At 39.8% G+C, this 24,715-nt stretch carries 37 protein-coding genes and 1 pseudogene; 14 read left to right on the forward strand and 24 right to left on the reverse strand.

Annotated elements, in window-relative coordinates; genetic code table 11:
* The 3 genes and pseudogenes from NDM98_RS23180 to NDM98_RS23190 all read right to left on the reverse strand — a co-directional run.
* A pseudogene (locus tag NDM98_RS23180) lies at window positions 1–422 on the reverse strand (VOC family protein); the annotation flags it as partial.
* Window positions 423–456: 34 nt separating this feature from the next.
* Window positions 457–696 (reverse strand): hypothetical protein, encoded by a 240-nt coding sequence (locus NDM98_RS23185; RefSeq protein WP_251611896.1) that lies wholly within the window; start codon window positions 694–696, stop codon window positions 457–459.
* Window positions 689–1,309: a sigma-70 family RNA polymerase sigma factor gene (locus tag NDM98_RS23190; RefSeq protein ID WP_251611898.1), complete on the reverse strand. Its 621-nt coding sequence runs from the start codon at window positions 1,307–1,309 to the stop codon at window positions 689–691. The genes NDM98_RS23185 and NDM98_RS23190 overlap by 8 nt, the downstream gene beginning before the upstream one ends.
* Before the next feature lie 194 nt (window positions 1,310–1,503).
* Here NDM98_RS23190 and NDM98_RS23195 point away from each other — a divergent pair, with 194 nt between their 5' ends.
* The 3 genes from NDM98_RS23195 to NDM98_RS23205 are packed head-to-tail and all read left to right on the forward strand — an operon-like array spanning window position 1,504 to window position 2,348.
* Window positions 1,504–1,668, forward strand: coding sequence for a YvrJ family protein (locus tag NDM98_RS23195; protein ID WP_251611900.1), 165 nt, complete (start codon window positions 1,504–1,506; stop codon window positions 1,666–1,668).
* A 1-nt stretch (window position 1,669) separates the two neighbouring features.
* Window positions 1,670–2,089, forward strand: a complete 420-nt coding sequence (locus tag NDM98_RS23200; protein WP_251611902.1) for a peptidoglycan recognition protein family protein — start codon at window positions 1,670–1,672, stop codon at window positions 2,087–2,089.
* Window positions 2,090–2,135: 46 nt separating this feature from the next.
* Window positions 2,136–2,348, forward strand: coding sequence for a DUF5776 domain-containing protein (locus NDM98_RS23205; RefSeq protein ID WP_251611905.1), 213 nt, complete (start codon window positions 2,136–2,138; stop codon window positions 2,346–2,348).
* Window positions 2,349–2,456: 108 nt separating this feature from the next.
* On the opposite strand, the gene NDM98_RS23210 is transcribed toward NDM98_RS23205, so the two are convergent.
* Window positions 2,457–4,286: a DUF2264 domain-containing protein gene (locus NDM98_RS23210; RefSeq protein ID WP_251611906.1), complete on the reverse strand. Its 1,830-nt coding sequence runs from the start codon at window positions 4,284–4,286 to the stop codon at window positions 2,457–2,459.
* Window positions 4,287–4,398: 112 nt separating this feature from the next.
* Here NDM98_RS23210 and NDM98_RS23215 point away from each other — a divergent pair, with 112 nt between their 5' ends.
* A complete protein-coding gene (locus NDM98_RS23215) occupies window positions 4,399–6,198 on the forward strand; it encodes a heparinase II/III domain-containing protein (protein WP_251611907.1) in 1,800 nt (599 codons plus the stop codon).
* A 33-nt stretch (window positions 6,199–6,231) separates the two neighbouring features.
* Here the strand turns inward: NDM98_RS23215 and NDM98_RS23220 are convergent, their stop codons facing one another.
* From NDM98_RS23220 to NDM98_RS23245, 6 genes are all read right to left on the reverse strand, one after another.
* Window positions 6,232–6,372 carry a hypothetical protein gene (locus tag NDM98_RS23220; protein WP_251611908.1) on the reverse strand — a complete coding sequence of 47 codons (141 nt, stop codon included), beginning with the start codon at window positions 6,370–6,372 and terminating at the stop codon, window positions 6,232–6,234.
* Window positions 6,373–6,402: 30 nt separating this feature from the next.
* On the reverse strand, window positions 6,403–7,005 hold the full coding sequence (locus tag NDM98_RS23225; RefSeq protein ID WP_251611909.1) for a LemA family protein: 603 nt from the start codon (window positions 7,003–7,005) through the stop codon (window positions 6,403–6,405).
* 16 nt (window positions 7,006–7,021) lie between these two features.
* Window positions 7,022–8,176 (reverse strand): DUF3137 domain-containing protein, encoded by a 1,155-nt coding sequence (locus NDM98_RS23230; protein WP_251611910.1) that lies wholly within the window; start codon window positions 8,174–8,176, stop codon window positions 7,022–7,024.
* Window positions 8,177–8,213: 37 nt separating this feature from the next.
* Window positions 8,214–9,347, reverse strand: a complete 1,134-nt coding sequence (locus NDM98_RS23235; RefSeq protein ID WP_251611911.1) for a DUF3137 domain-containing protein — start codon at window positions 9,345–9,347, stop codon at window positions 8,214–8,216.
* Between the two features lie 183 nt (window positions 9,348–9,530).
* Window positions 9,531–9,860, reverse strand: a complete 330-nt coding sequence (locus NDM98_RS23240) for a YhjD family protein (RefSeq protein ID WP_251611913.1) — start codon at window positions 9,858–9,860, stop codon at window positions 9,531–9,533.
* Between the two features lie 108 nt (window positions 9,861–9,968).
* Window positions 9,969–10,154 carry a YqaE/Pmp3 family membrane protein gene (locus tag NDM98_RS23245; RefSeq protein ID WP_251611915.1) on the reverse strand — a complete coding sequence of 62 codons (186 nt, stop codon included), beginning with the start codon at window positions 10,152–10,154 and terminating at the stop codon, window positions 9,969–9,971.
* 148 nt (window positions 10,155–10,302) lie between these two features.
* Here NDM98_RS23245 and NDM98_RS23250 point away from each other — a divergent pair, with 148 nt between their 5' ends.
* The 3 genes from NDM98_RS23250 (at window position 10,303) to NDM98_RS23260 (ending at window position 11,616) form a co-directional block, all read left to right on the forward strand.
* Window positions 10,303–10,842: a hypothetical protein gene (locus NDM98_RS23250; protein WP_251611917.1), complete on the forward strand. Its 540-nt coding sequence runs from the start codon at window positions 10,303–10,305 to the stop codon at window positions 10,840–10,842.
* A 16-nt stretch (window positions 10,843–10,858) separates the two neighbouring features.
* Window positions 10,859–11,131 carry a hypothetical protein gene (locus NDM98_RS23255; RefSeq protein ID WP_251611919.1) on the forward strand — a complete coding sequence of 91 codons (273 nt, stop codon included), beginning with the start codon at window positions 10,859–10,861 and terminating at the stop codon, window positions 11,129–11,131.
* A gap of 74 nt (window positions 11,132–11,205) precedes the next feature.
* On the forward strand, window positions 11,206–11,616 hold the full coding sequence (locus NDM98_RS23260; RefSeq protein WP_251611921.1) for a hypothetical protein: 411 nt from the start codon (window positions 11,206–11,208) through the stop codon (window positions 11,614–11,616).
* 95 nt (window positions 11,617–11,711) lie between these two features.
* Here the strand turns inward: NDM98_RS23260 and NDM98_RS23265 are convergent, their stop codons facing one another.
* From NDM98_RS23265 to NDM98_RS23275, 3 genes are all read right to left on the reverse strand, one after another.
* Window positions 11,712–12,074 carry an HIT family protein gene (locus NDM98_RS23265; RefSeq protein ID WP_251611923.1) on the reverse strand — a complete coding sequence of 121 codons (363 nt, stop codon included), beginning with the start codon at window positions 12,072–12,074 and terminating at the stop codon, window positions 11,712–11,714.
* A 191-nt stretch (window positions 12,075–12,265) separates the two neighbouring features.
* The gene (locus tag NDM98_RS23270) at window positions 12,266–12,556 is read right to left on the reverse strand and encodes a DUF3986 family protein (protein ID WP_251611926.1); all 291 of its coding nucleotides are present in this window, start codon (window positions 12,554–12,556) and stop codon (window positions 12,266–12,268) included.
* A gap of 1 nt (window position 12,557) precedes the next feature.
* Window positions 12,558–12,908, reverse strand: coding sequence for a VOC family protein (locus NDM98_RS23275; RefSeq protein ID WP_251611928.1), 351 nt, complete (start codon window positions 12,906–12,908; stop codon window positions 12,558–12,560).
* A 26-nt stretch (window positions 12,909–12,934) separates the two neighbouring features.
* Between NDM98_RS23275 and NDM98_RS23280 the strand changes: the two genes are divergently transcribed.
* Window positions 12,935–13,168: a cytochrome c oxidase assembly protein gene (locus NDM98_RS23280; protein ID WP_307728951.1), complete on the forward strand. Its 234-nt coding sequence runs from the start codon at window positions 12,935–12,937 to the stop codon at window positions 13,166–13,168.
* A gap of 54 nt (window positions 13,169–13,222) precedes the next feature.
* Here the strand turns inward: NDM98_RS23280 and NDM98_RS23285 are convergent, their stop codons facing one another.
* The 6 genes from NDM98_RS23285 to NDM98_RS23310 are packed head-to-tail and all read right to left on the reverse strand — an operon-like array spanning window position 13,223 to window position 16,824.
* Window positions 13,223–13,750: a GNAT family N-acetyltransferase gene (locus NDM98_RS23285; protein ID WP_285804138.1), complete on the reverse strand. Its 528-nt coding sequence runs from the start codon at window positions 13,748–13,750 to the stop codon at window positions 13,223–13,225.
* A 24-nt stretch (window positions 13,751–13,774) separates the two neighbouring features.
* A complete protein-coding gene (locus NDM98_RS23290; protein ID WP_251611930.1) occupies window positions 13,775–14,422 on the reverse strand; it encodes an ABC-2 transporter permease in 648 nt (215 codons plus the stop codon).
* Entirely contained in the window at window positions 14,419–15,276 is an 858-nt protein-coding gene (locus tag NDM98_RS23295; protein ID WP_251611932.1) for an ABC transporter ATP-binding protein, read from the reverse strand. The genes NDM98_RS23290 and NDM98_RS23295 overlap by 4 nt, the downstream gene beginning before the upstream one ends.
* Entirely contained in the window at window positions 15,273–15,575 is a 303-nt protein-coding gene (locus NDM98_RS23300; protein WP_251611935.1) for a YfzA family protein, read from the reverse strand. Before NDM98_RS23300 ends, NDM98_RS23295 begins: the two co-directional genes overlap by 4 nt.
* Window positions 15,576–15,589: 14 nt before the next feature.
* Window positions 15,590–16,447, reverse strand: coding sequence for an ABC transporter ATP-binding protein (locus NDM98_RS23305; RefSeq protein WP_506324410.1), 858 nt, complete (start codon window positions 16,445–16,447; stop codon window positions 15,590–15,592).
* Window positions 16,447–16,824: a GntR family transcriptional regulator gene (locus NDM98_RS23310; RefSeq protein ID WP_251611936.1), complete on the reverse strand. Its 378-nt coding sequence runs from the start codon at window positions 16,822–16,824 to the stop codon at window positions 16,447–16,449. The genes NDM98_RS23305 and NDM98_RS23310 overlap by 1 nt, the downstream gene beginning before the upstream one ends.
* Before the next feature lie 603 nt (window positions 16,825–17,427).
* Between NDM98_RS23310 and NDM98_RS23315 the strand changes: the two genes are divergently transcribed.
* The 3 genes from NDM98_RS23315 to NDM98_RS23325 all read left to right on the forward strand — a co-directional run bounded on the left by NDM98_RS23315 (window position 17,428) and on the right by NDM98_RS23325 (window position 18,423).
* The gene (locus NDM98_RS23315) at window positions 17,428–17,889 is read left to right on the forward strand and encodes a hypothetical protein (protein ID WP_251611938.1); all 462 of its coding nucleotides are present in this window, start codon (window positions 17,428–17,430) and stop codon (window positions 17,887–17,889) included.
* Window positions 17,890–17,999: 110 nt separating this feature from the next.
* The gene (locus NDM98_RS23320; protein ID WP_251611940.1) at window positions 18,000–18,173 is read left to right on the forward strand and encodes a hypothetical protein; all 174 of its coding nucleotides are present in this window, start codon (window positions 18,000–18,002) and stop codon (window positions 18,171–18,173) included.
* A gap of 67 nt (window positions 18,174–18,240) precedes the next feature.
* On the forward strand, window positions 18,241–18,423 hold the full coding sequence (locus NDM98_RS23325) for a hypothetical protein (RefSeq protein WP_251611941.1): 183 nt from the start codon (window positions 18,241–18,243) through the stop codon (window positions 18,421–18,423).
* A 114-nt stretch (window positions 18,424–18,537) separates the two neighbouring features.
* Here NDM98_RS23325 and NDM98_RS23330 read toward each other — a convergent pair whose 3' ends face one another.
* Window positions 18,538–18,780 carry a hypothetical protein gene (locus NDM98_RS23330; protein ID WP_251611943.1) on the reverse strand — a complete coding sequence of 81 codons (243 nt, stop codon included), beginning with the start codon at window positions 18,778–18,780 and terminating at the stop codon, window positions 18,538–18,540.
* A gap of 191 nt (window positions 18,781–18,971) precedes the next feature.
* Between NDM98_RS23330 and NDM98_RS23335 the strand changes: the two genes are divergently transcribed.
* Entirely contained in the window at window positions 18,972–19,301 is a 330-nt protein-coding gene (locus tag NDM98_RS23335) for a hypothetical protein (RefSeq protein ID WP_251611948.1), read from the forward strand.
* 13 nt (window positions 19,302–19,314) lie between these two features.
* Here the strand turns inward: NDM98_RS23335 and NDM98_RS23340 are convergent, their stop codons facing one another.
* Together NDM98_RS23340 and NDM98_RS23345 are read right to left on the reverse strand one after the other, a co-directional pair.
* Entirely contained in the window at window positions 19,315–19,536 is a 222-nt protein-coding gene (locus tag NDM98_RS23340) for a hypothetical protein (RefSeq protein ID WP_251611951.1), read from the reverse strand.
* 16 nt (window positions 19,537–19,552) lie between these two features.
* Entirely contained in the window at window positions 19,553–19,786 is a 234-nt protein-coding gene (locus NDM98_RS23345; protein ID WP_251611954.1) for a hypothetical protein, read from the reverse strand.
* 258 nt (window positions 19,787–20,044) lie between these two features.
* Between NDM98_RS23345 and NDM98_RS23350 the strand changes: the two genes are divergently transcribed.
* Window positions 20,045–21,640 (forward strand): solute:sodium symporter family transporter, encoded by a 1,596-nt coding sequence (locus NDM98_RS23350; protein WP_251611957.1) that lies wholly within the window; start codon window positions 20,045–20,047, stop codon window positions 21,638–21,640.
* A gap of 29 nt (window positions 21,641–21,669) precedes the next feature.
* On the opposite strand, the gene NDM98_RS23355 is transcribed toward NDM98_RS23350, so the two are convergent.
* Window positions 21,670–22,203, reverse strand: coding sequence for a hypothetical protein (locus NDM98_RS23355; RefSeq protein ID WP_251611961.1), 534 nt, complete (start codon window positions 22,201–22,203; stop codon window positions 21,670–21,672).
* 224 nt (window positions 22,204–22,427) lie between these two features.
* Between NDM98_RS23355 and NDM98_RS23360 the strand changes: the two genes are divergently transcribed.
* Window positions 22,428–23,927: a glycosyltransferase family 2 protein gene (locus tag NDM98_RS23360; RefSeq protein ID WP_251611964.1), complete on the forward strand. Its 1,500-nt coding sequence runs from the start codon at window positions 22,428–22,430 to the stop codon at window positions 23,925–23,927.
* Window positions 23,928–24,386: 459 nt separating this feature from the next.
* On the opposite strand, the gene NDM98_RS23365 is transcribed toward NDM98_RS23360, so the two are convergent.
* Window positions 24,387–24,715 (reverse strand): aminopeptidase (locus NDM98_RS23365; protein ID WP_251611967.1); only part of this gene is annotated, 329 nt, incomplete at its 5' end.

A 24,715-nucleotide genomic window follows, 5' to 3' on the forward strand; every position in this document is an offset into this window, starting at 1 on the left:
GCTTGGCTGCTTTTTCTGCAGCAACTAAGTCCATATGGAAAAACTCCCATAGGTGCCCATCCAGATCAGCAAAGCTCCAAGCCATACATGAAGCCGTGGTCTTGTGGTTCGTTATATTTTCCTGCGCCGGCCGCAAAGGCTCGATTCACAACTTCATCCACTTCTTCTCGGCTACCAAGTGAGAGTGCCACAATGGCTTCTGAATGTGTATCGGTATTTGCAATTTCCTTTTTTGTAAAGGCGGTATACTTTGCTTCTTCCATCAGCATGACATAAATGGTTTCATTAATGACCATGCAGGTTGTGGTCTCATCTTCAAATTGCTCGTTAAATGTAAAACCAACTTCCGAGAAAAATGCTTTTGATTTCTGCAGGTTCTTAATGGGCAGATTTACAAAGATTTGTTTAGCATTAACTGTCATGACTCACCCTTCTTTCGTTGATAGATTTCCCTTATTATTCGCCTTTTATTTGTTGTTCCCTGCTCTTTTTGTTCTTTTCTTTTTTTGTATATTCAAAGAATGTTGGGACGTCGTATGTGTTTACCTTTTCAATAGATTCCATCACCTTAATCTTAATTTCTTGTTCAACGTCTTCTCGATACTGCCATGGGATATCTCGTACACTTTTTTTGATCTTGGGTTCCATTTTTCTAATCAGTGCCTCTTGCCTAATAGTCTTGTTGTTTTTAATCAATATTATCCTCCTGCGGTGTGGCTTCTCTCAGTTTAGCTAAGGCTCTACTTGTGATTTGAGAAATGTTTTGTGGTGTGCTGCCAAGCTTTTTAGCAATTGCTTTATGACTTAATCCCTCTATATATAGTAGGTTCAATACCCGCTTTTGCTTGTCCGAGAGAGTGAGAAACTGTGCATATAGCGTTGGATTCTCGATCAGCTCCTCTAAATTCTGTCCCATCTCGGTCACGAGTGATTCCGTACTTGGTTCGCTTGACTCAAGCACATCATGAAGATAGAGCGAGTTATCAGATGAGAGCGGCTGATCCATCACATACGAATGCCTAGAAAAATGTCTTCTGTATCGTTTGCTTACATCAATCGAATAAAAATGGATTAATTGCGAGAGGTATTTCACTAGTCGAAGCTCCATATAAAACGTTTGAAAGCTCTCATTTACAACGTTTATATTCTGCTTTGTAGGCTCTATGATGCTTTCTGCCAACTGTTCCATATGCGATTCTTCTTCAAGAAAAGCTTTTATAACGGGATTCTTAAAGGATTCTTCGTGTTTCTTTAGATATTCTTGATAGGCTAGACAGTCCTTATATGAACGTTGCTTTGAAATCTTCATCGTACATACCTCCTTTCTCTTTAAAGAGACGAAGAGTCATCAATAAACAACGTTATTTAATAATTAATAAGAACTTATGTTCCCATTATACATAGAATAAGCGAATGTGTGTTCTTATTTTCTTGGGAAAAAAGTTGATTTTTTGTGAGGTAGGGTCTCTTTATACAGTAGCTTCTCTTAAAGGGGTGAAAAAAATGGGAGCAATGCCTGAATGGACGATGCTGCTGGCTAACGTTGGATTTCCAAGTGCCGTTGCCGTGTATTTACTACTTCGGTTTGAAAAGCAAATCGCCGCACAGACTTTGGCCATTGAAGACCTGACAAGAAAGCTAGAAACAAAAAATGAGGAGGACAACTAACATGAACATTATCCAAGATTTTATTCCTATGAGTAACTCGAACCGACCTGGGACAAGCCTGAATCCCACTTACATCACCGTGCACGAGACAGCGAACACCAATCACGGAGCGAATGCAGAAATGCACGCCCGCTATGTAAAAGGGGCAGACGCACAAAATCGCCAAGTCTCTTGGCACTATACTGTTGATGACACAGTGATTTATCAACACCTTCCTACAAATGAACTTGGCTGGCACTCCGGTTCCAACGGTAACAGACAATCAATTGGAATTGAGCTATGCGTGAACAGTGATGGAAACTTTGCTGCTACTCGAGCACGAGGGATTGAGCTTGTTCGCAGTATGATGAACCAATTAGATATACCGCTCTCCCGTGTTGTCAGCCACCAACACTGGACCGGAAAAAACTGCCCAAGCTAACCTGTTAAGTGTTTGGGACAGCTTTATCAATGAGATTGGTAGTGGTGTGACTGATTCAATTGGAACAGTTCGAGTGTTGGCCTCTTCGCTTTGGGTTTACAATCGTCCAGATTGGAATGCTCGCTATCAGACTGTCAGCCGAGATGAGGTGTTTACCGTTGTTCGTGAGCTGTTTGTGAATGGCTCAAAGATGTATGAGCTTAGAAGTGGTCTCTTTATTACCGCCAATACACAGTACGTGCAGTTTAGATCTTCTTAAGAGCAACAAAAAGCTCGACATCCATGATGGGTGTCGAGCTTCTTATTGTTAAAAAGGCAAAAGAGCACGTGCAGATTCATGATCTTATACCGCTTGGGAAATCTCGCTCTATTCTACTAGAATTTCTAAACACGGTTTCGCCTCTCCCTTTCGGTAAAAGACAAGAACTCCATCTGTCTCCCTTAAAGAATAGCTAGAAGCCCAATCTTCCTCATAACTCTTGTCAGTCGATCCATATACAATCGCAGCTTGGATATGTGTGCCTGGTTCAAACTCTGAAACGACTGTTGGGATGCACGTTCGTGGCTTCATCACATTCGTATTGGCATTCGGAACAATCAATTTTGCTTTTCCTTCGCCATATAGTAATTTAATCGCACTAGTTCCTCCATCATCTGAATAAACGGCTTGATCTTCTGCGGAGTTTATACTCTGATGATCACCAAGTCCAACAGCAAAGCCCCCTTCTGCAGCTGATAGATGCCTTTCTGTTTGGATTCGATGCACTCTAAGGTGCCCTGGAAGTGTTGGGATAAGCCACGTTTCTATCAATACATCCTTCCAAGGTTGCCAAACCATGTGAATCATAGATTCAGAGAGTGTGAGTTGTTTTGACTCGCGTTTGACTCTATACAGATGATCTTGTTCGCTTAAAGCAAGCATCGAATCAAAGGCTCCCTGCTCCAATCCCCATTCTGCACGAGGCACACTATAGCCGAAGTGGCTAGAATAGACAAACTTCTCGTATTTAGCTGAGGTGTGGGTGTGATCGTTGGTCCTATTGTGTCCTGCATTAAAAATGGCTGCGTGCCCATTGTGACGAGCTAGTACTTTATTCGCTTCAGCCTGTAAGGAGACATCGGCTAGTGCTGGCATATCCTGCTCCGTAGCTTCCCAAAAAGCATGGTCTTCCGCTAAAGCAAGAAATAAAAAGGTTTTTAGTGCCCAATAGGGAGAGCCTGGTGAATTGTAGTTTTCCGACACACACAGATTTGGATAAGCATATCCAATCGTGAGTACACCTCTAGAATCAAAAATCGGTAGGTCCATCCATTGGCGAATGTGGCGAAACAGAATACCTTTAACCTGCCCTAGCGAGTAAGGCGCAACGTCTACCTCAGCAAAAACGACCGCACCCCAAAACGCGGCCTGCGCAAATCGGTAGGTCATACTTCGACCAAATGGAACAGCTGAGCCATTATCGTCAAACCAATAAATAAAATCCTGAGCAAATAATGCGGCTCGCTCTTTGTATAATCTAGCCCGCTCAGGGTCCTCATCCTCCATCATTTTGGCATAAAACAAGCTGTAGAAATGAATGGCAAAAGGAACATAGTAGTCACGATGAGCATCTTCTCCATCTGCATACCATCCTCCTCCTATATAAAACGCCTCTATCCTGTCCAACGAATGTTCTATCGTTTCTTGACTGTATGGAGCACCAACTTGCTTTAAGCCTAACTGAACAAGGACCGGAAAGAACAACCAATTACAATCATGGCATTTGTATTTACTGCTTTGTGATAACCAAGAAACTAGATTTTCCTGTTCATCAGACGTAAGATTGCCCCAAAGCTGATCTGGTATCAAACAGAGGGCATAGCCATACACCGACATCTCAACAAGCATCTGATTGTAATCAGATAGCTCACCCCAATAGTCTGGATGCGTTGGATTTGTACCATTTTTTATTCCTTCAAGCAAAGAATCAATGACGGACGTTTCTCTCCCCCCTGCCAGCAATGGTGCCACTCCCCATAAAAGTCGTGAAAATCCTTCCATTTCCGCTGTCTTGGAATCATGGGAGGTTCCCGTTTCGCCAAGACGAATACCCGCATTTCCTGACTCAAATTCAGCGAGTGCGGGATTCACAAGATTCAATAGAATGTTCTCAAACTCGATTTTTTCTTTCTGCGAAGATGAGTTGTGTTTTGTCATTCTTTCACCGTCCTATACCAGATTTACTTTATTGTAACCCCTTACAAAAACAAAAAGTGCTACAATTTATACATGAAGGTAGCTCTACAATAATCAAAGGAGGAGAAACAAAATGAATCTGACCCTTACAGACCCTTTATTCACAGATAGTCAAGGGCTTCCAATGACAAGCGAACGCGCTCAACGCAAAATAAATCAATCGCCTCATTTGCAAAAGTGGATTAGGGCATTATCAGAGGATGCAGATACACTCATGAATGAGTCTATTCCTACACTTGATTACACATCTTTTGAAGCTTATCTACATAACGGAGAACGAGATGCTTATCAACAGCCTTACTTTTCTCGACGCAGAAGACTCAATGCTTTTGCTATCCTTTTATATTTGAACCCAACCAACCAAACCTACCAATCTCACCTAGAGAATATACTCTGGGCCATTTGTGAGGAATGGACTTGGTGTCTGCCTGCTCATCTAAATCTCGACTCTGCTTTTAATCTATCAGAAAAAGATCCTGATGCCTATAAGCAAATCGATTTGTTTGCCGCTGAAACTGCCTTCTCTCTTGCCGAAATTTATAGTATGCATCAAGATCGTATGCCTTCTCTCATAAAGCAGAGGATCCGTTATGAAATTGATAGGCGCGTACTACAGCCATTTTTAGCCTTTGAGCATGGGTGGAAGCAGGCGAGGCACAATTGGTCAGCTGTTTGTGCAGGGTCAATTGGTGCTTGTGCCATCTATCTTGTTGATTCTAACGAGAGACTCATGGAGATTCTTACACAGTGTATTCAAAGTGTTGCTTACTTCGAACAAGGACTAACAAATGAAGGAGTGTGTCAGGAGGGCTACCATTATTGGCAATATGGATTTGGCTACTATATCTACTTTGCAGACCTTCTCAAAAAACGTACCCGTGGTGAGATCGATTTAATAAAGAAACCAAAAATAGAGCGAGCCGCTCAGTTTCAACAGAAAGTATTTATGGGGAAAGGTACAGTCGCTAACTTCTCCGATGCCGTGGAGAATGCTTCCCCTATGCTAGGACTTAGCCACTATCTCCATGCTAGATACCCTGACGTTCATCTTCCCCGTACAGATCTATGCGCATCTTATGGGCAGGATCCGTGTTATCGATTTGCACCAGCTATACGTGATCTTATTTGGTTTGATGTGACAAAAGAAGGAAAAGACTGGCCAGCTCATGAAAGCTTTTTTCCAGAAGCACAATTATTGCTTGCAACTGCCACTTACAAAAACAAGCTGATCGGTTTTACGGCTAAAGGTGGTCATAATGATGAACCTCATAACCATAATGATTTAGGACACTTTATGATATTTGTTGACGGTATTTCAATGCTCTCAGATCTAGGTGCTGGCCACTATTCTAAGGCCTATTTTGGTGAAACTCGTTATGAGATGCTTACCAATGGTTCCCACGGTCATTCTGTCCCAATGATTGGTGGACGTCTGCAAAAAGCAGAGCTTCATGCCTCTGCAAGTGTTCATGCCTTTAACAAACAGAGTGATGAAAAACGACTCATATTGGATCTAACAAACGCATATTCACTTGATTCATTAAAGTCATTCACCCGGGAATGGAGACTCAATCTCGAGCATGGCACAGTTAAATTGGTTGATTCTTTCTCTCTACATTCACCAGAACCGATTGTAGAACGCTTTGTCAGCCTAGCTGAGCATATTAAAATCGAGCCAGACAGACTTATACTGTCTCGAGAAGATTCGTCACTTTCCATTTTCTACTTTCAAAACACCTGGAAACTCGACGTAAAAAGAGAATCATTTTTTACCCACTCCGGTGTTACCCAAGAGGTTGTCCTTATTGATTTTATCCTTAATGAAGCTGAGGGTGACAGGGAATTTTCATTCGATTTTGTTATTGATTCGTAAGCCTAACAAAAAAGAGACGCAACCCTCTGCGTCTCAAACGTTTTCTTGCTTTTCTTTTAGCAACTTGATAATCTGCTCGTTTTGATCTTCCATTCGCTTTAAGCTTTTCTCGATATTGTTTGAACTAATATAAAAGACAATAAAAAATGCTATGACGACTATTACTACTACCATATCCTGCACCTGCTCATCATTTTTCTTATATTATAATCTATATTTTTCCAAATACGAACAAAAATTATCGATTAAACATGGCACGTAGATCAACGTCTTCACGCTTCTCTGCTGGTGCTTCGAACATTTGTCGTGGGCCAAAGCGGAAGATTCAGCAAAGATGTTACCTGGGAAGGTTGATACTTCTGCATTAAAACGTCCTACTGACTGATTATAAGAATGACGTCCTGCTTGAATATTCTCTTCAATATTAGTAATTGCGCGTTGCAGATGTTTATACGCCTCACTAAATTTAATTTCTGGGTATCTTTCCACTTGCAGCATCACACCCGGCAATTGGCGGTTCATATTGTTGTGCGCTTTTACCTTTTCATCTACATTTGTTGCATCAATAACCTGCTGTCTTAAGCCGATGACTCCTTGGAGGATTTCATTTTCATCCTCTACATGCTGTCGTGTCATATCAACTAATTTTGAGAGTTCGTCCACACGGCGCATTAAGATGGCATCCAAATTTGCAAACACATTATCAACATGTATGTTGTAACGTTGAAGTTTATTGTAATAGACAATGGCAACACTAACCATTGCAACGACTAAAATTCCGACTAAAACTAAAAGTACCGTACCCATACTCATCTCTCCTTCTCTATTCTTTATTCCAGATTCGTAGATTTAAGTTTAATTCATCAACTAATTCCATTGCTCGGTTAATATCCTCGTAGTACTCCGTGAATAACTCCTTGTCGATTGGTTGGTGCAAAGCAAATTCAAAGTGTTTTCTTCCTGTGTGAAGCATGAAGTACATTTTGCCATCAAGAAAGGAAAAGTAACTTTTGGCATGCTCTAAGGGTACAATAAACGCCTTTTCAGTGGTTATCCGACTTCGGTTACGGTTAACCAGCATGTCAACGCTATCCTTTAACGTATCCATAGTAACAGCGCCTTGATTTACCTTATTTTTTCTTTGTTTCTGCGAGAAATCTAATAGCCTTTTCATAAATGCGGGCGTTAGAATATAACGAGCCTTGATCTCGTCTGAGGACTTTACTGTAAAGGTTTCATCAAAGGTCAAATCCATCGTCTCAACTGGTCTCAGCACAGCCTCATCTTCTTTTGTAAACAACTGAGCCAAAAAGCTTTTCTCTTTTTCTTTAGGCACAACCGTTGTCAGCCCCTGAAAGTCCTTATTAAAATCAGCGACAAAAAATAATCCTTGAAACACCGAATAGGCCTTACGTGTCACGTTGCCTTCCCGATCTCTTGAGACCATTACTCTCTCTGCTGAAACCTCTGACAATTGAACCTTTGTACTCTGCTCGTCATCTCCAATTGCACCTGTCATATAGTCATCGCCTTTGTATGTAGAAAACTCATCAGCAAAAATATGAGCATCGATAAATTCCTGACGACTAACCGCATGATTTGGCATATAGGTAAATGTCGGGTGCATGAACCTAACCGTCCTTGCAAGTACCTCTTTTTTTAATCGGACAGCCAGCTCATCTCTTTTTTGATTAAACTCTTTGTAGTTTTTCTTTAATACAGGAGCAAAGATAAATAGGCCAAATAAAATTAAAAATAAATACGAAAAATCAATAATTGCGATCGCAATAGCTGCAATCAAAACTGGAATCCAATATGTTTTGACGAGCTTCTTAAATGGATCAACTAGCTTTAACCTCTCAGCCTCGAGCTCCTCAACCACCTGCTTGAGCTCATTATCATAAAAGGTATCAAACTCCTCTGGTGATTTTGAGAAACGTTCCAGCATATAGGCATCTTGGTATTCTTGAGTGCTCATGATCTCCTCCTTTTACGATTCTTCTGAACATAATGTTTCATTTATTCCAAATTCTAAGGTTCAAGTTCATGTCATCCACGAGTTGCATCGCCCGATTAATATCCTTGTAATACTCCACAAACATCTTCTTATTTACCTTTTGATGAATATGGGATTCAAAATGGGACTGGTTAGTATGAAGCATAAAATACATTTTCCCATCTAAAAAGGAAAAGTAGCTTTTGGCTCTCTTAAGTGGTTTGGTATATTTCTTTGGAACCGGATGTCTGTCCATCTGTTCCAGGCTTTGTCTAGTGGCTTCTTTTTTGCGGTACTTTGCATTGGATTTGTTTGATCGTTGATGCTTCGCAAATTCCATCAAGCGTTGTTTTAGTGCGGGTGTCAAAATGTATCTTGCTTTGATTTCATCCGTTGTTTTTACTGTAAACGTCTTATCAAATTCAATATCCATCGTTTCCATTTCTCTTAATATGCCTTCATCACGTTTCGTAAAAAAGCGCGAAATCCAGCTTTTTCTCTTTTCTTTTGGCACAATTGTGGTTAACCCTTCAAAGTCTTTATTGAAGTCTGCCATAAAAAACAACCCTTGAAAAGCGGCTTCTCGCCAACGTGTCACTCGCCTGCGATGCTCATAGGTAACAAGCTTATCTGCTGTCACCTCAGAGAAGTAAACCTTCGTTCGCTCTTCCCCTTCTCCCACATAACCTTCAACAAAATCATCACCTGAATAATAATCAAACTCGTCAGCAAAAATGTGGGCATCAACAAAATGCTTCGCCCGAATATAATGAGTAGGCTTATACGTAAAATGTTCATTCATAAAATAAATAATCTTTGTGAGCAGCTCTTCTTTTATTCGTTCCTTCAGCTCTGCTTCCGTCTCTTTGAACTGCATTTCCCGCCTATGACCAACAAACAAATAATAGGCGATCCATACTCCAGGTATCGCAAGTAGATTTTTTAGTTCAGCAAAGAAATAGATATACGCAGTAGCTGCCACAGTAAGTAACATTAAAATGAAATAAGGCCTTCGATGAGAACGGATTAGGTCTTTTCTCTCTGCCTCTAGTTCTTCTGCTAAATGATGCAGATCCTGATCATAAAAAGATTCAAACTCTTCCTCTGATTTAGAAAATCGCTCTAAATCATAAGCATCCTGATATTGCCTCACCCTTCCACTCCCTTCCATTTAAGTCTCTCTTCTTATTCTGCCTGTTCCAGGTAATCATTGCATGAGGACTGAGTATGATTTCACATAAATTTTCCAACAGGACTTATTTCCTTATCCTTTTTGAAACAAATATAAACATCTTTTTACATAGACACAGAAAAAACTTAAGCAGTTCACTTTAGTTCAGTTCTTCACCGTTTTTTTCTTTAAATCATCCAGAACCTCTTCAACCTCTCGCTGGATGATTGCTTTTAACACTTGATGTTCAGAACGCCAACCCTTGTGATAGAGCGTGTACCCATAGAAATCTGTACTCGATGACGGCACCTTTGCAAGCTTCACTTGATGCTTATGCATCTCCTTCTTTAACTCATGCAATTCCTTGCCAAGCTCATAAGACATCATTCTCAACCGCTCCGTTGGCAACTTCCTTAGATGCCTCTCAATGACATTACGTGCTGTTGAACACACAATAAACCGATTCACTAATGGATACATGTCTTCTCTGATCATCCGTTATCCCACCTTATAATAAGTAGTATAACCGAACATATGTTCTTTATTCAACTGGAAAATAATACACAAAAAAACAGCGACACTACTCTGCCGCTGCAAATTCACTTATCTATGACTTCCATATTTCTTCGCCCTCTGATCGGCTTTCTTATCCGCAACAACTAAACAAGCATGAATGGCTCCTGGGACCCAAAAGCACAAGGTTAAAATAAAGTTTAGCACTGCTTGAAATGGTTTTCCTACAAGCAAAACAGCAACTGGCGGTAAGAGAATCGCAAGTAAATATAACATGATGTATCCACCCTCTTGAGTAAATTAAACAAACGTTTACTTAAATTTCCCCGTTTCTCTTAATTTAAACGTTTTAAAAATACGTTCTCCACTATATGGAATTTTCATAGTATAATACTGCTATAATGTTTTAATTAAAGGAGCGACTATGAAAACAAGACATTTGATTATGTTTTTAATTGTATTTCTATCGGCTATTACTGTGTATGGTTACTATTCAGCCCAAACAGCCTCGGATTATGACAAAATTAATGAGACTTTCACAAACGAAATTGCCACATCACCAGATTATTGCATCTTGATGAATATACCGGCACAAGAAGGCTCACCTGCTGTCATTGCTTTTTTTGAAACAGGAGATCAAAAAGAAATAGGAATGCTCGAATATACACTGAAGGATCAATCCTTCATAACAGTTCCAAAGGAAGATGAAGATGTTTCCGCCTTTTTACTCAGAGGACAATATCAAACATTAATTGGAGCGCACATTCCCAAAACACTTGCAGAAGACATGGATATCGCGTATGTCTCCTATTACGATCAAAAAGAAGGCCAATCCTATATCAAGCCTATTGAAGATGACGACGAACCTTATTATTTCATTACCTGGGTTGATCTAGAACAAGACATTTTCGAACTAACATTTTTAGATTCTAACAAAAATGAATTATTTAAGAGAGAGCTTTGAGAAGGAGCGTCTTGCTATGTTTAAATTTTTCACCATCTTCATTCACTGCCTCTATCTATTAGCTATTACTGTCATTATGGTAGGAGCTGAATTCTCTGTAGCTGCACCTGATACAGAAAGGAATTATGGGGTTCTATACATTCTGGTCCTGCTTGTGATGCTTATTATTGCTTTTTCTTGGTGGCTAAATTTGCGGCTACGACGGGTTTGGATTTTGCTTATATCATTCGTTGCGATTCCATTTATTTTTCAATATGCGATTCATCTTTCGTTGGTGTTTGGGTATTAAAAAATCCTAAGCTGTGTCATGTGTAGTGGCAGCGGAGAATAAAAATGTAAGGGTAAAAGAGAGGCGGTAATCATTTGGATAAGAAAAAGTTAGTATTCTTTTTTTTACTGGTTATTTCTTTTATATTAGTAGGTTGTTCGATTGAAAATGATAATTCAGTTAGTCCACCAACAGTTGAAGAGATCATAACGAAAAACCCAGATGCTGATATTTTTATGTTCAGAGGCGTGATATACGAGGCTAATATTGATTGGATTGATGAATTAACTCTAATTAAAGGTGAAAAGATTGGAGAAATCACAGAACAAGCCGTTGATGATCATTATAAGTATAAGGATGGGATGGCAAATAAATTATCAGTAGGGGCAATCATTTATGAGGTAGAAGAGAGTAGTGCACGCGAAAACAACACATACGGAAACGGTGTCGTAATTGTAGATGATCATGGGGAACAAAAATATTATATGGCTAATATGGAAGGATAATTGGTCTATTTATGGAACGCTATAAGAAAATTTGTAGTCGCATCATATTTAAGTTATAGCGATTGGCCTGGTCTTTTAAAAATAATAAGATAAACTTAATAAGATTGCTTACCAGGAATCACTCCCCGAACCCCACCTCTTGGCTTTTCTACATCACCAGAGTACCGCGGAATGAGGTGGATATGACAATGGAAAATGGTTTGCCCAGCTTCCTCACCACAATTTGCTCCAATATTAAAAGCATCCGGCTTAAAGTGCTGATCTATGTATACTTTCCCTTTAATCATTAACTCGTCCATCGCCGCCTTCTCCTCTAGAGATAAACCAAAATAATCATCCACGTGTCGCCTTGGAATAATTAAAAGATGTCCCCGATTCACCGGATACGTATCAAAAAAACAAAGTGCCAAGTCGTTTTCAAGAAGTGGTTCTTTGATTGTGCAGAATGGGCAGGTCATTTATTTCCCTCCGTCTAGTATGTAGAGCTTGAGTACTTTCAGTGTTTTTGAGCATTGCAGGGGTATTTTTGAGCATTTATAAAATTTATGAGCTGCGCGTGTCTAGTTTCGCGCACTTTTCAGGATTCTCGCGCATCACGTCCCTGTTTCCGCGCACCTCTGCTCCTTTCCCGCGCATTCATTGACCCACATCAGTCTTCAATCGACGTATCTATCAATTTCTCATATTCTAGAAACCTTCTAAACAGCAAACACCCGCGCTCATACGTTAGTTCTTCATTTAATGTGGAAATCGTATCCACGAGTAGTCCAAAGGATGAGTCATATGAATAAGTACCATTAACTTTAAGCTGATAGAAATCTTGGTCAAAGAACAAACACCATTTCGGTTCCCCTAATACCTTGAAAAAAATCCCTTCAAGATCCTTACCATCTTCATAATACCCTACGTGTAAATGTAGCGAGTCGTCGAAAGTATACATGTTAGTTGTTGTACGACTCGTTTGAGAAGTCGATTAATCTTACTATATTTTTAGAGGTGTCTTGAAAAATAGTATATCTTCCAGGCGGAATATCGATTGGGGTCCGGATGAAGTCTAATTTTTCTTTATTCTGATCATAAAATTCATCCACACTCTCAACCAAAAATACTCCTCCTGCGGTTAAGCTGTCTTCGCCAACCTCCAGCATTAACTGTACTTCCGTTTCTGGCAGCTTTAATGAAACCGTATGATCCCCTTCCCTCCAAGCCTCTTCAAAACCAAGAGTATCACGGTAAAAATCCAGTGACTTCTTTAGATTCTGTACTGGGTGCGATAGAAATAGTAGCTTCATAATCATTCTCCTCAGCTGTCCTCATATTGGCACTTGCCGCTCATGGTATTTTATCAAAGTACCTCTATGCGACTCCTCCTAACGGCGTTCCGGATGAACAAGCTAGAATTGGCAGTCAGATTATGTATTATGGTGGAGACGCTGTAGATCTTGTTATAATCTTTATCCTCTGCTGGCATTGGTTCAAAGCGACCCGCCCGAAAGTGGCCTGGAACAAAGGGAAACAGCCACTATTAATTATTCATAACAAAAAGCAGTAGATATCTGTCGTCTACTGCTTTTCTGTGTTTTCAGATTGCTAGACCTTCAACTCTTTAATTCCGCACCGCCTCATAATCCTCTCGCAGCACCGACATGATAATCTCATCTGAGTACTGCCCGTTTATATAGAGTGATTGCCTAAGTCTACCTTCTTCAGTAAAACCGGCTTTTTTATAGGCGCGGTAACCTCGAAGGTTGTGAGAGTAGACTTCAAGCTGCAATCGGTTTAGCTTCAGCTCTTCAAAGGCAAACGCGACAGCTTGTTTGACGGCTTCCGTTCCGTAGCCTTTACCTGCGATATCGGTTCTATGCAAGGAGATTCTGAATACTGCTTTGTGGTTATCTTTCTCAATATCGACTATCGCTAAATCACCGATGAGTTCGTCGTTCTTAGACAGACAGATAGCAAAGTCATAACGCGTGTCGTCCTCTTCGCATGTTTCATAATGCTTTTGCACCTGATCAAACGTGATGGTTTTTTTGGTTCCGGTCATATAGAGAATTTCTTCATTATCAAGAGATTTAAATATACTACTAAGATCTTCAGGCTTAAGCTTTCTTAAAAAAATAGACTTGGACATGCGGATCACCTCAATCTTAGAATCTTAAAATTCTTTTCGTTTATAGACTTGAATAGAGACAATATAAGAGATAATAAAGAGAATAAAGTTTATGGTCATGAAGCTTAGTGAGAAGAGTAGATCGAGATTCATACCTTGAAATGCTTTAACTGGTAGGAGTTCAAATATCAAAGCGCTTAGAAAAAAGAGTCCAATACCAGCTCCAAAACCAGTCATGGCTACAACTCCTGCTTTTTCAGTTCCTAGTATATACGTTAATGGATAGGAGATAAAACCCATTGTAAAAGTAATTCCTAAGATATTCATTAATGAATAGACATAACTTATGCTAAGCTCAATACCAAAAAGAAGCTGCGCTAATAGATAGGTGATGCATGTGATAAGCAGGCCTAAAAAAGTAATCATTCCGAAAAATAAATAATGAGTTTGTACCACACGCTCTCGTTTCACTGGTAAGGTCAATACATATTTACTCCATCCAGATTTCGCTTCTTGTTGAAGTACCTCTAGAGCAACAGACGCCATAAACGCCACAGGGAAAAATGCTGCAACTCGTTGGAAGGCAGGGTTTTCAAAAAATACTAAAACCATAGATAATATAAAACCCAAAATAGCATAGCCCCATATCGACTTTTCCACCGAATAATATTGATTTAATATTAAACCTTTCATACTCGTTCACCTCTCATAATTAATAATGTCACATCATCGATAGAGAATCTTTTCGATTTCAGTGAGGATGGCAACTCTTCTTTATTTGAGACAAGAACATCAAAGAATGCATCATTTCCTCGTGTAGCCACTCTGATATTTGACGGAATATTCCGATATTCGATAGGATCACATTGGACAATTCCATAGTTACCTAGTATCTCTTCCTTAGTCGCTTGCAACAGGATTTCTCCGCCTTTTATGAAAATTAGACTATCGGCAATTTGCTCGATGTCACTCGTAATATGAGAGGATAACAAAATACTACATTTTTGATCCTTTACAAAGTCTCGCAGGACCGTCAGTACGTCCTCTCTTCCGCCTGGATCAAGGCCAACCGTTGCTTCATCTAAAATTAATAGCTTTGCCTCATGAGAAAGGGCAACTGCAACGGATAGTTTCATAGACATTCCGCGCGAGAAGCTACTGACTAGTTTATTCTTTGGCAATGAGAATAGTTGGATCAACTTGAAGTAAGTTTCTTTACTCCAATTCGCATAAATCTGCTGAAACACCCGATCCATCTTTGCCACGGTTAAACCACCAGGTAGTTTTATTGTGTCAAAGACTGCTCCAATATCTTCGTTAATGTGCACATCTTTAGGATTTCTTTCTTCCCCAAAGATTTTGATGGTGCCACTGTCTTTTTGAAGTGTTCCTAAAATCGATCCCATTGTTGTTGATTTTCCTGCTCCATTTTCACCAATAAATCCTACAATGGAGCCATATGGGATTGTAAAGGAGACATCCTTTAATCCAAAACTAGAATCAACGTACGTTTTTTGTAGTTGATTAACCTCGAGTATGCTTGTCATTGTTCTGTTCCTCCTTCTTTATCTAGCAATACATAAGAATAAAAGTCCCATATGATGCCCACTACCGCGCCTATCCCTAGAACTGTAATTAAGAAGTTGAATTCATACGATGAGAAAAAGGCAAACTGATCAACAAACCAAGTCTCGGGTACAATTGATTGAATTCGTTGAAATACTTTATCACTCCACCCCGTTGGATTCCACGACGATTGATCAATTAAAAAGAGAACTAAATATACTCCACTAAATAATAAGATGGACCATATACACCTTTTCAACCATGAAACGATTTCTTCCACTCATACTCCTCCTCCTAAGGTTTTCCCACCGTATATACCATAATGTCCTCAAGTGACGCGCGCTCCATGACAACGTGCTCACCCATTAATCGTTTAACGAGTTCTGCCTGATTGGTTAGTCCTTCAAAACCCACTGATGTTTCTCTGACCTGAACAAAGAGCGTACGAATATCCTTATCTAGCAATTCATTTGCACCACGAACAAGGTAGTGCTGGTCTGTGATGGTTTCTTTACTGTCACTAAACACAATTTTACCGTCATGAATAAAGGTAATGTAATCGGCGATCTGCTCCAAGTCGCTTGTAATATGTGAAGAAAAGAAGATGGCCTTTTCTTCATCTTGAATCACTTCGGCTAATAAATTCAGGATCTCTCTTCTACTTATAGGGTCCAATCCAGATGTCGGCTCATCTAAAATGATTAAGTCTGCATGATGGGACAGAGCTATGGCAATAGAAAGCTTGGTCCCCATGCCCTTTGACAGTTGGTTAATTTTCCGCTTCCACGGCAACTCTAATCGCTCCATATACGATGCAAAGACCTGGTCATCCCAATTTGTATAAAACGTAGCAATCACTTTCTTCATCTTTTCTATTGTCATGTGCCCATACAGATGATGATCTGCATAAATAAAGCCAATTCGTTGCTTAATCTTATTCATCTGAGTCGAATAATCATCGCCAAACACTTTGATTGATCCTGAATCTGCTTCAAGAAGGTTCAACATTAATTTGATCGTTGTGGTTTTCCCGGCTCCATTTGGACCAATAAAACCAGTGATAAATCCCTTCTTCACTGAAAATGATAGATCTTTTAATGCAAACTCTTTGTATGCTTTGTTTACATTTTGAAGTGTGATCACATCCTCCACTACTCTTCCTCCTCATAAAGCATCCGCAACAATTCCTCTAGCTGTTGATAGGAAATATTTAAATTCTTACTCTCTGTGACAATGGCAGCTAGCTCTTCCTCTACCATCTTCAGTCGTTTCTCGTGAATCAGGTCATTGTTGTGACCTGCGACAAAAGAACCCTTTCCGACAAAGGATGTGATGAACCCATCGCGCTCTAACTCCTCATACGCTCGCTTTGTAGTGATGACACTAATGCGAAGATCTTGCGCGAGACGCCGCATAGATGGCAACGGATCTCCCTCTTTCAGTTCATCTCGTAAAATACTTTGTTTGATTTGATTCTTTATCTGTAAATAAATCGGTTCTTGAGATGAGTTGGATAAATTAATATTCATATTAACCTCGCTAATGTGATCTTTGTTTATATTGTATATAACCATTATATACAATGTCAAACATTTTACAGGTATTGGTTTATAAAATTGATATGTATGACAAAAATAGTTGATGGTATATGAGACTCCTTCTGGGTTGTTATCGTCTCTGTCTTGGCTCGTTACCCTCTCTCCTGGCCTGTTAGCTCTCTCTTTTGGCTCGTTACCTCCTCTCCTGGCCTGTTACCTCTCAGCTTTGGCTTGTTACCACCTCTCCTGGCCTGTTAGCTCTCTCTTTTGGCTTGTTACCCTCTCCCCTGGCCTGTTAGCTCTCTCTTTTGGCTCGTTACCTCCTCTCCTGGCCTGTTACCTCTCTCTTTTGGCTCGTTACCACCTCTCCTGGCCTGTTACCTCTCTCTTTTGGCTCGTTACCCTCTCCCCTGGCCTGTTAGCTCTCTCTTTTGGCTCGTTACCTCCTCTCCTGGCCTGTTAGGTTCACTCTTTGGCTCATTACCTCTTTCTCCCGTCCTATTAGTTCCCACTCTCACCTCATCACCCTATTAATGTTTCACATTCTAAATTAAGGATATTATATCCAAAAAGCACGTATTGAGAGGTGTCATTATGTCTAAGCGAATCATCTATATACTCATAATCTTCTCTATACTTGGTATTGGTCTATTCATACTCATAAATAATACAAAGTACACAAGCTTTGATGAGTTATACTTGGATCAGATCAACGAGGAATCAACCATTCAAAAAATAGATATTACAATCGATTCCAATTTAGATAGTAGAACAACGTCCATTGAAGATGAATCAATCATTGCTCATATCCTAAGCGACCTCTCATCAATTGAATTAAAAGAGGAGAATGAGACCATAGATAATCACACACATAGGGTCTCGATTACGACAACAAATCAATTAGAGGACCGGTTATTTTCTACAGAGGTAATCAATTTAAAAATGAATCATCAATTTTTTAATCAATATCGAATCGTCAGTGAGACCCATCACTTAGCTACCATTAACTCACTTGTTGAAAGGGATGATATTGAATGGGATACTCGTCCGAATTGAGTAATGGGAATGGTCCCCTGCATAAACCTCTCGTACTCTGTATCTATTTAGCTGAAAGTATGAGATAATGAAGATAGACAGCAAGCCAATCACTAAAGGAGTTGATCCGTTTGTACACAGTCATTCGTACATTTAACGGTGAAACGAAAACTTTAAAGGCTTCAAACAGTCATTTGGATAAATCCTTTTTGGAATTCGTTGATGCAGAAATGCTCGCGAAGCAGCTGAACAACAATGCTCGTCCTGGCTATCAATGGACGGTTAGAACAAACGATACTGAGTGAATAGGTGACTGCCTGTTCACTCTTTTTTAGAAAAAACGATTGGCCAATTAATGAAAAGAGGTGCTTCATGTATAGAATCGTATGTACAACCATCAAACACACAAAGTCATTGCATAGAACGCATAATAACTTGTCAGAGAAAACCTTCACCACTCTTCAAGAGGCAAAAGCCGTAGCCAACGAAAAAAACCAGGAAAATGCTGCGACTCATATTTGGTCAGTTGAACAGGTTTGGTCTATTTCAAAGTAACGATGAGTACATTTTTTCTATAGCTTTTTTCAGTAGATCTTCCACTTGTTCCAAGCTAGTATCTTGCAGCTTTGCGTAAGCATGCAAGATCTTGGAAGCAGAGGGTCACTCGTTTTAATTAACCCAAGAAGTTGGGTCCCACAATTTAGATCGTCTAAATGCTTTGGCACGGTGAATGAAGCATTCTTCCACCTTTACACCAATAGCCAAAACAGGTACCTTTCCCCTTACCTCCATTTGACTAAGTAATTCCTCATCTTTAACCAGAACAGCTTTTTCGTTTACTCGTAAAGTCTCTTCTAATCCAAGAATGAGAAAGAGCAAGCCAATTCTTGGATTAGAGAGAATAATAACCATTGAATCTGCTCGCTATACACTTGTCACTCGGGAATGAGTAGCTGCTCTTCATTTAATATAAAAACAAGTCCAGAACAGATAAGACTGTATCGTTAAAAGCAAATGCTCCTCGCATGTCTATATTACTCCTTTCACATTCTTCTTTTTTTAGATATACTTTCCCTCTAATCAACTAAAAAGGAATGTTTCTAATGAATGATCTAGTGAGTACAGATCGCACAATCAATAAGGGAATCATATTCAAGTGGTTTTTAGGTATAGCTGAAGCGAGTCTCGCATTTCCGGTTTTCGGTGGTGTTTTTATTGCTGAGTTGCTATGGATTCCATTACTCATCATGCTAATTATGCATATTATCGGCTTAAAGATATCGAAAAAAGCCCACCTATCAAGGACTGGGCATATTCTGGGTATCATCACCTCCGCTTTGGGCATCATACCTGTTATTGGCTGGACCCTACATCTCATTACTGCTTATCACTTGTTATATGAGGCTTCTATGAAGTCGAAAGAAAGTGACTGATCAAATTGAACAGTCACTTTCTTTTTAGTCGTGTTAACTCAATTGATAATTCTTTTTGTGTTTGTTGAAGCTTTTTAATAGCCACAAGCATTTCAAGGCGGTATTTTTTCTGACTTTTAATATGTTTATTGTATGTTAATTTGTATTGATGTCTTTTGGTAACAGTTGTTACAAATAAAACAAAGCTTACAAAAGAACCTATCCAAAAAAGATATAAGGGCAATAATTGTAACATCTTTTTCTCCTTTGATTTACTCTTGATGATCTTCTTGTACTAATCCCTTTCGAATGAGCTTAACCTCTTCAAGCATTTGTGTTTGAGTTGATGAAATTTCATCAATTGTATTCTTTAAAGCCTGACGATCCTCCCGCGCTTTATCAATCGCCTTCATTCCATCTTCACTGGCTTTCCCTGCTTTTATTAAAACAATAATAAGTAAGGTAAAAACAGCGATCCCAATAATTATTAATATAAGTGACTCCATTGCTTCTCAATCCCCTTTATTTTTATCTAGTTCCATCTTAACATTACATGGCATTTATTTGGATAAAAAGGGTATGATACTTCATAAAAGATAGGGTTAAGAATTTGTAAGTTTCCCTTCGTAAAAAACACCTATTACATAAGTGTTTTTTATAATTTGAATCATTTACCACAAACAAAACGATAAATAATAGTTTGAAACTCTAATAAAAAGGAAATTCACTAGATAGTTCATTCATTCACAAAGGAGAGAAGAGCATTGGGGTTATTATCCATTATTTCATTTGCAGTTATCGTTATTGTTATTTGGCTTTTTGCGTATAAACGAAGTCGCGGAGTTAATATGGATTCATCAGAGGGCTTGTTTTTAGGCGGCCGTAGCTTAACTGGCATAACAATTGCGGGTTCTGTCATTATGACCAACTTATCGACGGAACAAATCGTCGGGCAAAATGGTCAGAGCTATGAAACGGGTATGGAAGTCATGGGGTGGGAAGTCACTTCTGCTATTGCCATTGTTGCACTTGCTCTAATCTTTTTACCAAAGTATTTAAAGTACGGTGTTGATACAGTCACTGATTTTATTGAAATTAGATTTGATACAACAACGAAGCGGATTGCTTCATTGCTTTTTATCTTTACGTATGTTGTTTCGTTTTTACCCGTTGTGCTTTATTCAGGTTCACTTGTATTCAATCAGATCTTTTCAGTAGATGAGCTACTGAACGTTTCACCTCTCATCGCAATCTCACTTATTTCTGGTGTGATAGGTATTATTGGTTTGCTTTATCTCTTAATTGGCGGATTACGTTTAAGTGCTTTTAGTGATACGGTCTACGGAATTGGACTGCTTATTATTGGTTTATCCATTCCAATTTTCGGGTTGATTGTCTTAGGAGATGGTAGTTTCATTGGTGGGTTTGAGACGATTCAACAAAACACACCTGAGAAACTCAATTCATTCGGTGCTGTTGATTCAGAAATGGTCCCTTGGCCAACGCTCTTTTTAGGCTTATTCTTTAATAACTTATTTTTCTGGTGTACCAATCAAATGATTGTACAAAAAGTATTAGCCGGTAAAAATTTAAAAGAAGGTCAAAAAGGCGCACTTTATGTTGGTTTCTTTAAAATCTTTGGCGCTTTATTCTTAGTATTTCCAGGAATTATTGCATTCAACATGTTTGGCGATGGAGTCAATCCATCCGATAATGCGTACCCTATGCTTGTCACCGCTGTGCTACCAGAATGGGCATTCGGTATCTTTGCAGCAATCATTTTCGGTGCGATTCTCAGCTCATTTGTGGGTGCATTAAATGCCACAACAACTCTTTTAACATTGGATTTCTATAAGCCATTAAAAAAGAATGTGACAGACAAACAAGTTGCGCGTGCTGGTAAAACTTTTATTATAACCATTGGATTATTGTCAGCTATTATTGCACCATTAATCTCTTTTGCGCAAGCGGGACTCTTCCACATCGTACAACAATTTAACGGTGCGTACAGTATGCCATTGTTAGCGATCATTATTTTAGGATTCTATTCTAGATATGCGACGCCATTTGCAGCAAAAGTTACCTTTGTCTTTCATTTAGTTGTCTATACTTCTACACAGCTATTTACCGACATTCACTATCTGTATGTGTTTAGTGTCATATTCTTTGTCGACTTACTACTCATTTGGGGAATTAGTCGCCTACAGAAATCAAGCAAACCATTTGAGTTTCCAAAAACTGAGGTTAAGGTTGACATGACTCCGTGGAAGCATAGTAAATGGGTAAGTGCCTTGATCATCATTGTGGTCATTTTAACTTACTGTTTATTCTCCCCATGGGGTATTGCAGCTACTAACTAAACAATAAAACACCGTCTAGTGGCGGTGTTTTATTTTGTGTTTTCATTTAATTTTATCAACACACGCTGACACAACTCACAATATCGTATCGCTTCTGTTTGCGATACTTTTAAAGATGGCCCTGTTTCGATATCATTGTGTAAATCTTTTAGACGTTTGAGCAGCTTCAATGCTTTTGAATCCTTGTTCTTTTTAAGTAGCTTCATCTTTAGGAAAGCATCCATTTTTTCAAGCTCCTTTTCCGTCACAGACCATGTATAGAGGATGGCGGCACGGGGTGAAGCTGCTGCAATCTCCTCCATTTGAATTCGTAGCTTATGAGACCCTGTTGCTTCAACATTCACCTCACTTTCAGCAATCAGGCTTTTGGCCGTAGCTTCCGTTTCAGATTCCATTTCGTTTAATCTCTCTCCTACCTCTACACGAACATTTCGATACGAGATTCTTCTAATGGAATAGATCACCTGTATGACATGCTCCTTTAAAAGGATAACAATGACTAAGACAACAAGTGGCCAGGCTAATGATTGGATGAGTGAAGATATAAATTCAAGTGTATTCATAGCACCTCCAGTAGTCTCTATGCTTAATTTATAATAGGTTAAGATTTGCATAGATATAACCATGCCTGACAAAAATACACCGACAAGTAACCTTCTTTGTCCCCCTCTCTATCTTTTGACTCTTCATAATGACCAAACTTTTTACCTGTTTTAAGTTCTTTTGTTCTATTTAGTGAAATAGAATGATTGAGAAGTTGGTCATTGTATATATTCGGAGGGGAAAAATGAATCCATCGATTGATATTTCAGCGCTAAAACGTGTGTATGTAAAACCAAGAATCGTCGCCTTTATTCCAGCACATAACGAAGAGAACTCAATCCGAGATTGTTTGGAAGGGTTAGCAGACCAAGACCTACCACCAAATGTTGAACTTGATGTATTTGTCATCGCAGATAATTGTACAGATAAAACAGAAGACGAAGCGCTGAAAGCCGGACATGATTTGGATTTACGAGTGATCGTTATAAAAACTAAAGGGAACAAACAACGTAAGGTTGGTGCACTTAACTCAGCATGGAAGAGTATCTACGGAGATGTGATGGAACTATACGAAAATAAGCTCACCCCATTTCAAGAGAAGTACAAGCCTGCTGTAAAAGCAATCCTCGGAATGGATGCCGATAGTAGATTGGCACCTCACTCCCTGCTTCACATGTGGAGTGGATTAATGAGCGCTAGAAATATCGGGGGCGTCATGGCCAAATACACGATGAGGATGCCTCAGAAAAAAAGCGCACTGACACGTGATGATCCGTACTATGAACAAAAGCTTCGTAGCGGAAAATACGGCGGTCCAATCCAACGGTGGTGGACCCACCAGCAAAAACAGGACATGGCTAGTTGGATCTTAAACTTACAATATCATGGGGGAAGCACGTATGTACTTGGTGGGCAAGCGACCTTATTTCGACCAGAAGCCTTGGAGAATATCGTCAATGAAAATAATTTAGATGGACCTTGGCAAAATGACAGTGACGTTGAAGATATGCTCCTTACCTGGCAGCTGCAAAAACTAAAGTGGAAAACCCTTATCAGCCCCGATGCCCGCTGTTTTGTAGATGCAATGAGGTCGTACCATACGTACCGACAACAACGAAATAAATGGCGTGGCGGAACAGTTGATTTATTAACAAACAAAGACATCAAAATCAAAACCAGACACTACGGAATGTTATGGCGCTCGCAAATGAAGACCTTTATCGACCTTTTTATTCGAATCCTGTTTTTTGTTCTCTTAACAGTTGCCATCTCAACGGATCAGTTTGTTTGGTCATGGCTATGGATCATCCCAGTTGCCTTAGCATCTATTCTTAACTTCGTCCTTGCCCTCAAAACACCAATGAGCCGACCCATAGACATCTTCTTAGGAGGACTTGTGATCAGCACCGAAATTTATTTATGGGTGAACTTTTTAACCTTTATCCAAGTATGGCTAGATAAGCTATCCCCATATAAAAAAGATGGCTGGGCACAGCAATATCAAGCAGAAAACGGCACAACCCGAAGCAAACTATGGCAGGGACTTGGACTCTTCGCTCTATTTATGACCGCACTTGTGCTTAGCGCTATTCATTACAGAGAGTACCTAACAAGTGAATCCTTTCAAGAACTAACCGCTCCTTATCTTGAGTTCGGTTGGCTTATTCTCACCTACTTAACGATTTTTGCCTCTAGTGTTATGGTATACAAAATCTGGACGCTGCGAAGTCGACATAAGGCTTGATGGGGTGGGATGGAGTGGGGTTATCACGGGGAAGAGCAGGTTACCAAGATTGGGCGCTGATTACTAAGTGGGTTCACGCTCTTACCACGCTCGGTGGCTCCTTACTAAGCGGAGTCGCGGTCTTGCCAAGCTCGGGCGCTCCTTACCAAGCGGGTTTGCGCGTTTTCCAAGCTCGGGCGCTCCTTACCAAGCGGAGTCACGCTCTTAACACGCTCGGCAGCTCCTTACCAGGAGGGGTCACGCTCTTACCATGCTCGGCGGCTCCTTATCAAGCGGCGTCGCTGCTTTTCCAAGCTCGCTGGCATTTACCAAGGGAAAATGAACTCCTACCAAGCACGACAGGTCTTTTCCAAGACATAACTCACTTCTACCAAGCGCGGCAGCTCCTTACCAAGACACCACCTCATTTAGCAAGAAGCTGGACCCTTTCAAATGCCCTTAAGAATAAAATATCCATTTTTATTTACCGAATTGGACTTTGTGGGTTTTATTAAGTGGAGCGTTGCTTATAACAAGAGCGCTCCTCTCATCATGAAGAAAAATTCTAGATCGCCAGCGACCGCTCTCCATAATCATCTCCACTAGACCACCCTCCGTCACTCCAAACACATTCAGCTCCTCGCTCCCAATCATAAAGTCTATATGAATCGAGGAGTGGTTCATGCCTTTTCTTTCTTTTTCTTCTGTACTCATCTCATGACTGCCAATTAAATTATCTGCATAGGCTTGTCCAAATGCTAGATGGCTTGATGCATTTTCATCAAAGAGTGTGTTGTAAAAATGGATGC

The sequence above is a fragment of the Alkalicoccobacillus plakortidis genome (assembly GCF_023703085.1).
In the GTDB taxonomy this organism is placed as follows: Bacteria; Bacillota; Bacilli; order Bacillales; family Bacillaceae_D; genus Alkalicoccobacillus; species Alkalicoccobacillus plakortidis.